Here is a 13,516-nt window from a genome sequence, read left to right on the forward strand (position 1 = left end):
CCCGGAAGCTAAGCCTTTCAGCGCCGATGGTACTGCAGGGGGGACCCTGTGGGAGAGTAGGACGCCGCCGAACAATTCTTCAGCTCCGGTCCCTGAACCTTCTGGTTCAGGGACCGGAGCTTTTTTGTTCGGCGATTGCAGTGCGGCGCGTCACCTGCCGTTCACGTTCGGCCGCCAGCATCCGGAGGCATGGGGACAAGTGGAACGCTTGAGTCGGCCGGCATCGGCATCGGCGACGAGGTCGTGGTGCCGGCGTTCGGCAACGCCGAGGTCACCGAGGCCGTCGTGCGCGCCGGAGCCGCACCGGTCTTCGCCGACATCGACCCGGACACCTACTGCATCGACCCGGCCGCCGTGGCCGACGTACTGACCTCCAGGACCGCCGCCGTCATCGCCGTGCACCGCTTCGGACAGCAGGCCGACATGGCCAGGCTGCAGGAGCTGGGAGCGCGCCACGGGCTGCTGGTGCATGGCGCCGAGGAGCCCGGCGCGGCGCCCGGCGGCGCCGAGCAGCGACGGGCGTACGCCACGTACTTCGACGGGCGTCTGCGGGGCGTCGTGACGCCCACGGAGCGGGCGCCGCACACGTACGAGCAGTACGTGGTCCGCGTCCCGGGCAACGGCCGGCCGGATCGCGACGCCTTCGCGCGCACGCTGCGGGCCAAGGGCGTGGCCTGCCGGGTGCCTGCGCCGATCCCGGTGTACCGGATGCCTGCTCACCGGCGGGACCTGCTGCTGCCGCAGACCGAGCGGGCGTGCGACGAGACGCTGGTGCTGCCCGTCGTGGGGCCGCTGACCCGCCGTGAATTGCAGCGGGTCGTGGGCGCGTGCAATGCACTCGGTGGGCTTCTTCAGCCGGCGTTCTGACCGGCGCCGGAGTAACCGGAGTAATGCGGGCGGGGATGCTGTCGGGTAATTCCGATTTACCGGGAGTGCGTGGCTGACCTGGCCGGCAGGTGGTTCGAACCACGGCTCGGAGTCAGGTATAGTTATTCCCGTCGACGCGCCCCAATAGCTCAGTCGGCAGAGCGTCTCCATGGTAAGGAGAAGGTCTACGGTTCGATTCCGTATTGGGGCTCTGAAGAAAAGGCCCCCGCCAACAGGCGGGGGCCTTTTGCATTGGGGCGAATAGTTGGGGCCCGGGGCGATTGCCCCGGGCCCGCGGCGTCTTATGGCGTCACGCTCTCGTGCACCGCCTCCGGCACCCGCATCGCCAGGATGGCCATGTCGTCCGAGGCGGGCTCCGCGGCGAAGCGCTCCACGGCGCGCAGGATGCGCGCGGCGACCGCGCCGGCCGTGAGGCCCGTACACGTCGTCAGGACGTCGGCGAGGCCGTCGTCTCCGAGCATCCGGGTCCCCTCGCGGCGCTCCGTGACGCCGTCGGTGACGCACAGGAGAACGTCGCCGGGGTCGAGGGTCACGGTCTGGGCGTACAGCTCCAGGTCCTCCATGACGCCCAGCAGCGGCTGCGGTTCGGCGGCCGGCTCGACCGTGCCGTCCTGGCGCAGCCGCAGGGGCAGCGGATGGCCCGCGCAGACGACCTTCAGTACGGCGCTGCCGTCGCGCTGGGGCCACAGTTCGCCGTAGAGGAGCGTGAGGAAGCGGCTGCGCGCTCCCTCGTCGAGGATCGCTGCGTTGAGGCGCTCCAGGACCGCGGGGCCGCCGAAGCCCTCGCGGGCGAGCAGCCGCAGCGCGTGCCGCGCGAGGCCCGTGACGGCCGCGGCCTCCGGGCCCGTACCGCAGACGTCGCCGATGGCGAAGCCGTACGCGCCGTCGCGGATGGGGAAGAGGTCGTAGAAGTCGCCGCCGACCTCGTTGCCCTCGCCCGCCGCGCGGTAGATGACCTCGACCTCGACGCCGGGGACGTCGGGCAGTTCGGGCGGCAACAGGCTGCGCTGGAGGGACTGGCTGATGGCCGTGCGCTCCGAGTACAGGCGCGCGTTGTCCAGGGCGAGCGCGGCCCTGCGGGAGAGGTCCTCGGCGAGTTCGAGGATCTCCTGGCGGAAGTGCTCCTCGGTGGGCTTGCCGAGGGTGAGCATGCCGATGACGCGGTTACGGGCGACGAGCGGCAGCACGACGGTCTCGCCGCCGACGGCCGAGGCGGTGGCCAGCGTGGCGCCGGGGCCGCTGGACGGGCGTGCGGAGGCGCCGAGTCCGAGGCTGCGCAACGAGGTCCGCAGGGCGGCGTCGTGGGCCGCGTCTCCCGGGGCGCTCCATACGCGGGCCCCGGGGGTGGGCACCGGCTCCGGCGGCGGGACCTTCTGCAGCAGGGTCTTGAGGCCGTCGATGCGGTCCTCGTCCTCGTGCAGTACGAAGGAGAGTTCGGGCTCGGACGCCTGGTCGGCGACGGTGTACACGGCGCACCAGGTGGCGAGCGTGGGGACCGTCATCTGGGCCATGAGGGCCAGCGTCTGATTGCGGTCCAGGGTGCCGGCGAGCAGGTCGGACGCCTCGACCAGGAAGGAGAGCGAGCCGCGGCGGAGCTTTTCCAGCTCGGTGAGGCGGGCGCGTTCGACGGCGAGTGCGATGCGGTCGGCGGCGAACTGGAGGCGCAGCGCTTCTTCGTTCGTATAGCGGCTGGGGGTCTCGGCGGCGACGCCGAGCGAGCCGGTGAGGCGGCCCTCGACCTTGAGCGGGACCGTGACGACCGAGCGCATGCCCGTACCGGAGAGCAGCGGGACGGCGCCCTGTACGGCCGTCAGGTCCTCGTGGACGGCCGGCATGCGGGCCGAGCCGTAGCGGCCGCTGCCGGCCTCCACAGGGACGCGTGCGAAGCGCTGGCGGGCGGAGGGCAGCCCCGTGGAGGCGCGGACCTCCAGCTCGGTCTCGTCGTCGGTGGCCAGGAGGAGGTACGCGGCGTCGCCGTCGAGCATGTCGCGGGCGCGTTCGACCGTGCGCTGCAGGAGTCCGTCGAGGTCGTCGGGGGCGGGGGAGCCGATGAAGACTTCGAAGGGGTCGGCGGGGCCGTGGCCCTCGGACTGCTGGGCGGAGGAGTCCGACGGGGTGCGGGGCGGGCTCGCGAGGACGGCGCGCTCGTGGTCGCGGACGAGGAGGCAGACCGTGGAGGGCTCGCCGTCGGCGTCGCGCACCCGTAGGTGCGAGGCGTACACGGGGACGACGCGGCCGTCGGCGCCCCTTATGCCGTAGCTGCCCTCCCAGCGGGAGAGCTGGAGGGCCTCGGCGATGCCGGTGCCCGTACCGGGGGTGTGCGGCCAGGCCGCGAAGTCGGTGAGGGGTTTGCCGATCACCTGTTCGGGCGCATAGGCGAAGAGTTCCTGCGCGTCCTCGTTCCATGAGCTGATGCAGCCGCCGCGGTCGATCTGGACGACGGCGACGCGGACCCGGTGCTCGGCGACGGGGAGGGAGTCCACCGGGAGCGCGGGGCCGGCGGACCGGGTGCCGGCGGGGCGCTCGGGCAGATCGAGCTGGAACCAGACGTGCTTCTGGGAGGGGGTGTACTCCACGCCCCAGCGGGTGGCCAGGGCGCCGCACAGCAGCAGTCCCCGGCCGCCCTCGCGGTCGGGGTGGGCGAGCGCCTGTCCGGAGCTCTGTACGGGCACCTCGCGCTCCGGGTAGCGGTCGGCGACCTCGATGCGGACGCCGGTGTCGGTGCGGAGGCAGAGCACGTCGGCGGCGGTGCCGGCGTGCACGACGGCGTTGGTGACCAGCTCACTGGTGAGGACGACGGCGTCGTCGATGATGTCGCCGTGGCCCCAGCCCTGGAGGGTGTCGCGCACGAAAGCCCGGGCCGTGGCGACCGAGCGCCCTACCGGCTCGAAGGTGGCAGCGGCCCGCGCGGTGATCACTGGTCTCCTCATGCGTGTGTCGGTGATCTGCTCCCCCATATTCGCGGCGCCCCTCCGAATGCCCGTCGTGCTCGCGCCACCGCACCGGCCGTGCGGGTGGACAGCCGGAGCCCAGGGTACTTACCTTCGACGCCCGCATGGATGCCGGTCACGTGTGTTTCCCGCCCCGGGCTCGCCACGGACGGTATGCGATGCTGCCGAACTGTTATGGCCTGGTTGGGCCATGGTGAAACACTGGGAAGGCTTCAAGAGAAGGCCCGGGTAGAACGGTCGACCCTGCGGGAGGGACACGGTGGAGTCTGGCGGAGCGGCGCGGGGTGCAAGCACGCGCGCGAAAGGCGGACGCTCCCGCAACAACGGGACGACAGAGGTGGACACGGCGGCACTGAACCGCCTGCTGTCCGCTCTCGTGTCGATGAGGGACGGGAACTTCCGCAAGCGGTTGACCGTCTCCGGCGACGGGATCATGGCGGAGGTGGCGGCCGTCTTCAACGAGGTCGCCGACCGCAATCTGCACCTCACGGGCGAGCTGGCCCGGGTGCGGAGGGTCGTGGGACGTGAGGGAAAGCTCACAGAGCGGCTCGAAGTGGGGGCCTGCGAGGGCTCCTGGGCGGCCGCGATCGACGCGTCCAACGCGCTCGTGGACGACCTCGTACGGCCGGTCTCCGAGGTGGGCCGGGTGCTCTCCGCGGTGTCCGAGGGCGACCTCGAGCAGCGCATGGACCTGCGGACGCGGTCCAGTGACGGGACGACGGCGCACCCGCTGCGGGGCGAGTTCCTGAAGGTCGGCCGCACGGTGAACGGGCTGGTGGACCAACTGTCGGCGTTCACCGACGAGGTGACCAGGGTCGCCAGTGAGGTCGGTACGGAGGGCAAGCTCGGCGGCCAGGCCCGGGTTCGCGGAATGTCCGGTTCGTGGAAGGACCTCACGGATTCGGTCAACACGATGGCCTCCCGGCTCACCGCGCAGGTGCGTGACATTGCTCTCGTCACGACCGCGGTGGCCAAGGGCGATCTCTCCAGAAAGGTCACCGTCCACGTCGCGGGCGAGATGCTGGAGCTGAAGAACACCGTCAACACGATGGTGGACCAGCTCTCGTCCTTCGCCTCCGAGGTCACGAGGGTGGCCAGGGAGGTCGGTACCGAGGGCGAGCTCGGCGGCCAGGCGCAGGTGCCGGGCGTCGCGGGCGTCTGGAAGGACCTGACCGATTCGGTCAACCTGATGGCCGGTAACCTCACGGCGCAGGTGCGCGGGATCGCGCAGGTGACGACGGCGGTCGCCAATGGCGACCTGTCCCAGAAGGTCACGGTGAGCGCGCGCGGCGAGGTCGCGCAGCTGGCCGACACGATCAACACGATGACCGAGACGCTGCGCACGTTCGCGGACGAAGTGACGCGGGTGGCGAACGAGGTCGGCGCCGAGGGCCAGCTCGGCGGTCAGGCACAGGTGCCGGGCGCGGCCGGTACGTGGAAGGACCTCACCGACTCGGTGAACAACGCGTTCCGCAACCTCACCGGTCAGGTGCGGGACATTGCGCAGGTCACGACGGCGGTGGCCAACGGTGATCTGTCGCAGAAGGTCACGGTCGACGTCTCCGGCGAGATGCTGGAGCTGAAGAACACCGTGAACACGATGGTGGACCAGCTGTCCGCATTTGGTGCCGAGGTCACGAGGGTGGCCCGGGAGATCGGTGTCGAGGGTGAGCTGGGCGGCCAGGCACAGGTGCCGGGCGCGGCCGGTACGTGGAAGGACCTCACCGACTCGGTGAACACGGCCTTCCGCAACCTCACCGGCCAGGTCCGCAACATCGCGCAGGTCACGACGGCGGTGGCCAACGGTGATCTGTCGCAGAAGGTCACCGTCGACGTCTCCGGCGAAATGCTCCAGCTGAAGAACACCGTGAACACCATGGTGGACCAGCTGTCCTCGTTCGCCGACCAGGTCACGCGGATGGCCAGGGACGTGGGTACGGAGGGCCGGCTGGGCGGCCAGGCCCAGGTGCCGGGCGTCAGCGGTACGTGGAAGGAACTGACCGACTCCGTCAACTTCATGGCGGGGAACCTCACGTCCCAGGTGCGGCAGATCGCGCAGGTGACGACGGCGGTCGCCCGTGGTGACCTCTCCCAGAAGATCGACGTCGACGCGCGCGGCGAGATCCTGGAGCTGAAGAACACCATCAACACGATGGTCGACCAGCTCTCGGCGTTCGCGGAGCAGGTGACGCGCGTCGCCCGTGAGGTGGGCACGGACGGCCGGCTGGGCGGCCAGGCGCAGGTGCCCGGCGTGGCCGGTGTGTGGCGCGACCTGACCGATTCGGTGAACGGTATGGCGGGCAACCTGACCGCTCAGGTCCGGAACATCGCACAGGTCGCGACCGCGGTGGCCCGCGGTGACCTCTCCCAGAAGATCGACGTGGATGCCCGCGGCGAGATCCTGGAGCTCAAGAACACCCTGAACACGATGGTGGACCAGCTGTCCTCCTTCGCCGAGCAGGTGACCCGGGTGGCCCGCGAGGTGGGCACGGAGGGCATCCTGGGCGGCCAGGCCGAGGTCCAGGGGGTGAGCGGCACCTGGAAGGACCTCACCCAGTCCGTGAACGGCATGGCGAACAACCTGACCTCTCAGGTGCGCAACATCGCCGAGGTGACGACCGCGGTGGCCCGCGGCGACCTGTCCAAGAAGATCACCGTCGACGCCAAGGGCGAGATCCTCGAACTGGTGACGACCGTGAACACCATGGTCGACCAGCTCTCCGACTTCGCCGAGCAGGTGACGCGGGTCGCCCGTGAGGTGGGTACGGAGGGCCAGCTGGGCGGCCAGGCCCGGGTGCGGGACGTCACCGGCATCTGGAAGGACCTCAGCGACAACGTCAACCTGATGGCCAACAACCTGACCAGCCAGGTGCGGAACATCTCCCAGGTCGCGACGGCGGTCGCCAACGGCGATCTGACCAAGAAGGTCACGGTCGAGGCGCGCGGCGAGGTCGCGACGCTGGCCGACACGGTGAACACGATGGTGACGACCCTGTCGTCGTTCGCCGACGAGGTGACGCGCGTCGCCCGTGAGGTGGGCACCGACGGCATCCTGGGCGGTCAGGCGCGGGTGCCGGGCGTCGCCGGTACGTGGAAGGACCTCACGGAGTCGGTGAACTCCATGGCGTCCAACCTGACCGGGCAGGTGCGGAACATCGCGATGGTCACGACGGCCATCGCGAAGGGTGATCTGACCAAGAAGATCGACATCGACGCCCGGGGCGAGATCCTGGAGCTGAAGACGACGATCAACACGATGGTCGACCAGCTGTCGTCCTTCGCCGAGCAGGTCACCCGGGTGGCCCGCGAGGTGGGTACGGAAGGCCAGTTGGGCGGTCAGGCGCAGGTGCGTGGCGTGGCCGGTACCTGGAAGGACCTGACCGAATCGGTGAACGAGATGGCGGGGAACCTCACCCGTCAGGTGCGCGCGATCGCCGCCGTCGCCGCGGCGGTGACCCTCGGCGACCACAACGTCCGCATCGACGTGGACGCGGCCGGCGAGATCCTGGAGCTCCAGGACAACGTCAACACGATGATCGCCACGCTCCGCGAGACCACGCTCGCCAACGAGGAGCAGGACTGGCTGAAGGGCAACCTCGCCCGGATCTCCGGTCTGATGCAGGGCCGCCGCGACCTCAAGGACGTCGCGAAGCTCATCATGAGCGAGCTGTCGCCCGCGGTCTCCGCGCAGCACGGCGCGTTCTTCCTCGCGACGTCGGCCGACGACAACCAGGAGATCGGCGCGGACGGCGGCGAGGCGGGCGAGTACGAACTCCGTCTGACGGGCTCGTACGGCTATTCGATGGGAGCAATGCCCTCCACCTTCCGGCCCGGTGAGACGCTCATCGGCACCGCGGCGGAGGAGAAACGCACCATCCTGGTGGAGAACGTGCCGGCGGGATACCTGAAGATCTCCTCCGGACTGGGCGAGGCGCCCCCGGCGAACGTGATCGTGCTCCCCGTGCTCTTCGAGGACAAGGTGCTGGGCGTCATCGAACTGGCGTCGTTCCAGCCGTTCACGCAGATCCAGAAGGACTTCCTCAGCCAGATCGCGGAAATGATCGCGACCAGCGTCAACACGATCTCGGTCAACACCAAGACCGAGATCCTGCTGAGCCAGTCCCAGGAGCTGACCGAGCAGCTCAAGGAGCGCTCGGCGGAGCTGGAGAGCCGGCAGCGCGCGCTGGAGCTGTCCAACTCCGAGCTGGAGGAGAAGGCGGAGCAGCTGCGCAAGCAGAACCGCGACATCGAGGTGAAGAACACCGAGATCGAGGAGGCGCGGCAGGTCCTGGAGGAGCGCGCCGAGCAGCTCGCGGTCTCGATGCGGTACAAGAGCGAGTTCCTCGCGAACATGTCGCACGAGCTGCGTACGCCGCTCAACTCCCTGCTGATTCTCGCCAAGTTGCTGGCCGACAACGCCGAGGGGAATCTCTCGCCGAAGCAGGTGGAGTTCGCCGAGACGATCCACGGCGCGGGCTCGGACCTGCTCCAGCTCATCAACGACATCCTGGACCTGTCGAAGGTCGAGGCGGGCAAGATGGACGTCAGCCCGACCCGGATCGCGCTGGTGCAACTGGTGGACTACGTCGAGGCCACGTTCCGGCCGCTGACCGCGGAGAAGGGCCTGGACTTCTCGGTACGGGTCTCCCCGGAGCTGCCCGCGACGCTGCACACCGATGAACAGCGCCTCCTTCAGGTGCTGCGCAACCTGCTCTCCAATGCGGTGAAGTTCACCGACTCCGGAGCGGTGGAGCTGGTCATCAGGCCGGCCGGCGCGGACGTCCCCATGGCCATCCGCGAGCAGCTCCTGGAGCACGGCGCGCTGCGCGACGCGGACGCCGACATGATCGCCTTCTCGGTGACGGACACCGGTATCGGCATCGCGTCCAGCAAGATGCGGGTGATCTTCGAGGCGTTCAAGCAGGCGGACGGCACGACGAGCCGGAAGTACGGCGGTACGGGCCTGGGCCTGTCCATCAGCCGTGAGATCGCGCGCCTTCTGGGCGGCGAGATCCACGCGGCCAGTGAGCCGGGCCGCGGCTCGACCTTCACGCTGTACCTCCCGTACAACCCGGGCGGGCTGCCGCCGCAGGGCTACCCGCAGCTCGTCGCGGGCGGCTTCGCGATGGACGCGGAGGCGCACGACGCGGAGATCGCCGAGCAGGAGGCGGCGGCGCACCGCGCTGCGGAGGAGGAGGCGACCACTCCGGACGCCGCGGTCTCGGGCCTCAACCGCCGTCGTCGGCGCGGCATTTCGGGTGCGGCGCCGCGGCCGGCGCTGCCCGGCGGGCCGACCGTCGCGCAGCCGCCGCAGTCCGCGGACGAACCGTGGCTGGGCAGCGGACAGGACCTGGTGGCGCCGTCCTCCGAGGGCGGTGGTTTCCACGGCGAGAAGGTGCTGATCGTCGACGACGACATCCGCAACGTCTTCGCGCTCACCAGCGTCCTGGAGCAGCACGGCCTGTCGGTGCTGTACGCGGAGAACGGCCGTGAGGGCATCGAGGTGCTGGAACAGCACGATGATGTGACAGTGGTGCTGATGGACATCATGATGCCGGAGATGGACGGTTACGCCACGACCGCGGCGATCCGCCGGATGCCGCAGTTCGCCGGCCTGCCGATCATCGCCCTGACCGCCAAGGCCATGAAGGGGGACCGGGAGAAGAGCATCGAGTCCGGGGCTTCGGACTATGTGACGAAGCCGGTGGACACCGACCATCTGCTCTCGGTGATGCAGCACTGGATGCGCGCGGAGTGACGGGGCGTGCACGGAGAGGCCGGATCTCCGCCCATATGCTGACTCCCTGTGGTCGTGCACGTGTGGGAGCACGGTATTCGGGGAACCTTCTGGTCTCCCGCTGCGTTTCTGCTACGTGCACGGTGACATAGCGGTGACAGGGTGTGGCGACAGGCGGGGTGCGGCTACCATGACCGGCACAAGTACGGGCGGCATGACAGAGCCGTCCCCTGGGGCGGCGTCCGGTGGAGTGCCGGGGCGAGGAGGACGGGCCATGGTGCAGAAGGCCAAGATCCTCCTGGTCGATGACCGGCCGGAGAATCTGCTGGCGCTGGAGGCGATCCTCTCCGCGCTCGATCAGACGCTGGTGCGGGCATCGTCCGGGGAGGAAGCGCTCAAGGCGCTGCTCACCGACGATTTCGCGGTGATTCTGCTCGATGTGCAGATGCCGGGGATGGACGGGTTCGAGACGGCGGCGCACATCAAGCGCCGCGAGCGGACGCGCGACATCCCGATCATCTTCCTCACGGCGATCAACCACGGCCCGCACCACACCTTCCGCGGATACGCGGCGGGCGCGGTCGACTACATCTCCAAGCCGTTCGACCCGTGGGTGCTGCGCGCCAAGGTCTCGGTCTTCGTCGAGCTGTACATGAAGAACGTCAAGCTGCGGGAGCAGGCGTCGCTGCTGCGGCTGCAGCTGGAGGGCGGTCAGCCGACCGGCGACGAGGAGGCCAAGGAGGCGGCGGGGCTGCTCGCCGAGCTCTCCGCGCGGCTGGCGGCCGTCGAGGAGCAGGCCGAGGCGCTGTCGAAACAGCTGGACGAGTCGGCGGACGCCGCCGCCGTGGCGACCGCCGCACACCTGGAGCGGAAGCTGACCGGACTGCGCCGCGCGCTGGACGCCCTGGAGCCGGGCGCGGGCAACAGCGACACGCCGTCCGTGCCGTCGCAGAACTGACGGCGCGGCGCCGGGTGTACGGCGCCGGCGCCGCCCCGCAGCGGAGCTGACCCGGCAGCAGCTTCCGGCGCTGTCCCGGGTGTTGGGTCCGTTGCGGGCCAACCGCCCATATGGCGCGTTGGTTACGACACGAACGGGTGAAGGCCCGAGCGCCCGTGTCACCCCGGGTCGTCGCCTGTAACCTCGTCACCATGGCCTCACGTACGTCCGGCAAGGGTTCCCAGAGCACGGCGGGCCCCTCGAAGCAGCGCGCCGGGCGCCCCGGGGGCGCCGCCAAGAAGACCGCGGCGAAGCCGCCCGCCGCCAAGAAGGCACCGGCGAAGAAGGCGCCGCCCAAGAAGGCAGCGGCCGCGAAGAAGGCCCCCGCGAAGAAGGCGGTGGCGAAGAAGCCCGCGCCGTCGCCGACCGGGGGTATCTACCGTGCGGTGCGCGCCCTCTGGCTGGGCCTCGCGCACACCGTCGGCTGGCTCTTCCGCGGCATGGGGCGCAGCGCGAAGAACCTCGACCCGGCCCACCGCAAGGACGGCCTCGCGCTGGCCCTGCTCGGCCTCGGCCTGGTGATCGCGGCGGGCACCTGGGCCAATCTGAACGGCCCGGTCGGTGACGTCGTCGAGCTGCTGGTGACCGGCGCGTTCGGCCGGCTGGACCTGCTCGTACCGATACTGGTCGGCGGCATCGCCGCCCGGGTCTTCTTCCGCCCCGAACAGCCGGAGGCGAACGGGCGGATCGTCATCGGACTGTCGGCGCTGGTGGTCGGCGTGCTCGGCCAGGTCGCGATCGCCTGCGGCTCGCCGGACCAGGACGATGTGGCGGGGGTGCGGGACGCCGGCGGCTATCTCGGCTGGGTCGTGTCCAAGCCGCTGCTCTTCATGGTCGGGCAGACCCTGTCCGTTGCGCTGCTGGCACTGGTGACCGTCTTCGGCCTGCTGGTGGTCACCGCGACCCCGGTCACCGCCATTCCGCGGCGGTTCCGCGCGCTCGGCATCCGGCTGGGCCTCCTGGAGACGTACGAACCGGACGCCGACGCCTTCGCCGACGAGCCGCGTGAGCAGTCCGCCCGCAGGGGCCGCCGGAGCCGCTCCGAGGACCTGGAGACGTCCCCGGAGGCCGCAGAGGAGGCCGCGCTCGCCAAGCGCCGCAAGTCGCGCCGTACGGCCGCTGAGCCGGCCGCCGAGTGGGAGCCCGCGCGGTCCAAGGACGCGGTGGACGTCGCCGCCGGATACGCCGCCAACCTGGACGGCGCGGTGCTGCACGGCATCCAGCCCTCGGCCCTGGTGGCCGACATCAGCAGCGGCATCAAGGGCGACCGTGGCGACCACGAGGACAGCGGCGCGGGCTTCCAGGGCTCGTCCGTACCGCCCGCGCGCGGCGCCGAGCCGCCCACCGCCCCCGAGCATTCCTCGTCGGTCCCCGACTTCACCAAGCGCGCGCCGGAGCCAGTCTCCGACCTGCCGCCGCGCGCCGAGCAGCTCCAGCTGGCCGGCGACATCACGTATGCGCTGCCCTCGCTGGACCTGATGGAGCGCGGCGGGCCCGGCAAGACCCGCAGCGCGGCCAACGACGCGGTGGTGGAGTCGCTGACCAAGGTCTTCCAGGAGTTCAAGGTCGACGCCGCGGTCACCGGCTTCACCCGCGGTCCGACGGTCACCCGGTACGAGATCGAGCTCGGCCCGGGCGTGAAGGTCGAGAAGATCACCGCGCTGGCGAAGAACATCGCGTACGCGGTGGCCAGCCCGGACGTGCGGATCATCAACCCGATCCCGGGCAAGTCCGCGGTCGGCATCGAGATCCCCAACAGCGACCGCGAGATGGTCAACCTCGGGGACGTGCTGCGCTCGGCGGCCGCGGTGGGCGACGACCACCCGATGGTGGTCGGGCTCGGCAAGGACGTCGAGGGCGGCTACGTCTCGGCGAACCTGGCGAAGATGCCACACGTCCTGGTCGCGGGCGCCACCGGCTCCGGCAAGTCCTCCTGCATCAACTGCCTGATCACCTCGATCATGGCCAGGGCCACGCCCGAGGACGTACGGATGGTGCTGATCGACCCCAAGCGGGTCGAGCTGACCGCGTACGAAGGCATCCCGCACCTGATCACGCCGATCATCACCAACCCCAAGCGGGCCGCCGAGGCGCTGCAGTGGGTGGTGCGCGAGATGGACCTCCGGTACGACGACCTCGCGGCCTACGGGTACCGGCACATCGACGACTTCAATGAGGCGGTGCGCAGCGGCAAGGCGCAGGCCCCCGAGGGCAGCGAGCGCGAGCTGTCGCCGTATCCGTATCTGCTGGTGATCGTGGACGAGCTGGCGGACCTGATGATGGTCGCGCCGCGGGACGTGGAGGACTCCATCGTCCGGATCACCCAGCTGGCGCGCGCGGCCGGCATCCACCTGGTGCTGGCGACGCAGCGCCCGTCGGTCGACGTGGTCACGGGCCTGATCAAGGCGAACGTGCCCTCGCGGCTCGCCTTCGCGACCTCCTCGCTGGCCGACAGCCGGGTCATCCTGGATCAGCCGGGCGCGGAGAAGCTCATCGGAAAGGGTGACAGCCTGTTCCTGCCCATGGGGGCGAGCAAGCCGACCCGTATGCAGGGCGCCTTCGTGCAGGAGGCGGAGGTCGCGGCGGTGGTCAAGCACTGCAAGGAGCAGATGGCCCCGGTCTTCCGCGACGACGTCACGGTCGGGCAGAGCAAGAAGAAGGAGATCGACGAGGACATCGGCGACGACCTGGACCTGCTGTGCCAGGCCGCCGAACTGGTCGTCTCCACGCAGTTCGGGTCCACGTCGATGCTGCAGCGCAAGCTGCGGGTGGGGTTCGCGAAGGCCGGGCGGCTGATGGACCTGATGGAGTCGCGGGACATCGTGGGGCCCAGTGAGGGTTCCAAGGCGCGCGATGTTCTGGTGAAGCCGGAGGATCTGGAAGGAGTGCTTGCCGTGATTCGGGGGGAGGCTCACTGACAAGTCACTCGAAAGAGATCGCAAG

5 protein-coding genes, 1 tRNA gene and 1 rRNA gene are annotated in these 13,516 nt (G+C 70.1%); 6 read left to right on the forward strand and 1 reads right to left on the reverse strand.

Annotated elements, in window-relative coordinates; translation table 11 throughout:
• From rrf to IF04_RS0122105, 3 genes are all read left to right on the forward strand, one after another.
• A 5S ribosomal RNA gene (gene rrf, locus IF04_RS40410) occupies positions 1 to 73 on the forward strand; the annotation flags it as partial.
• A gap of 116 nt (positions 74 to 189) precedes the next feature.
• Positions 190 to 867 (forward strand): DegT/DnrJ/EryC1/StrS family aminotransferase, encoded by a 678-nt coding sequence (locus IF04_RS0122100; RefSeq protein ID WP_030260583.1) that lies wholly within the window; start codon positions 190 to 192, stop codon positions 865 to 867.
• A gap of 138 nt (positions 868 to 1,005) precedes the next feature.
• A tRNA-Thr gene (locus IF04_RS0122105) sits at positions 1,006 to 1,078 on the forward strand.
• A gap of 91 nt (positions 1,079 to 1,169) precedes the next feature.
• Here IF04_RS0122105 and IF04_RS0122110 read toward each other — a convergent pair.
• Positions 1,170 to 3,845, reverse strand: a complete 2,676-nt coding sequence (locus IF04_RS0122110; protein WP_030260587.1) for a SpoIIE family protein phosphatase — start codon at positions 3,843 to 3,845, stop codon at positions 1,170 to 1,172.
• A gap of 253 nt (positions 3,846 to 4,098) precedes the next feature.
• Here IF04_RS0122110 and IF04_RS0122115 point away from each other — a divergent pair, with 253 nt between their 5' ends.
• The 3 genes from IF04_RS0122115 to IF04_RS0122125 all read left to right on the forward strand — a co-directional run bounded on the left by IF04_RS0122115 (position 4,099) and on the right by IF04_RS0122125 (position 13,491).
• Entirely contained in the window at positions 4,099 to 9,597 is a 5,499-nt protein-coding gene (locus tag IF04_RS0122115; RefSeq protein WP_078600624.1) for a HAMP domain-containing protein, read from the forward strand.
• Between the two features lie 253 nt (positions 9,598 to 9,850).
• On the forward strand, positions 9,851 to 10,534 hold the full coding sequence (locus IF04_RS0122120) for a response regulator (protein ID WP_030260593.1): 684 nt from the start codon (positions 9,851 to 9,853) through the stop codon (positions 10,532 to 10,534).
• A 191-nt stretch (positions 10,535 to 10,725) separates the two neighbouring features.
• Positions 10,726 to 13,491: an FtsK/SpoIIIE family DNA translocase gene (locus tag IF04_RS0122125; protein WP_037960356.1), complete on the forward strand. Its 2,766-nt coding sequence runs from the start codon at positions 10,726 to 10,728 to the stop codon at positions 13,489 to 13,491.
• The last annotated feature ends 25 nt before the right edge of the window (positions 13,492 to 13,516 follow it).

This window comes from Streptomyces violens (genome assembly GCF_000717745.1).
GTDB lineage: Bacteria > Actinomycetota > Actinomycetes > Streptomycetales > Streptomycetaceae > Streptomyces > Streptomyces violens.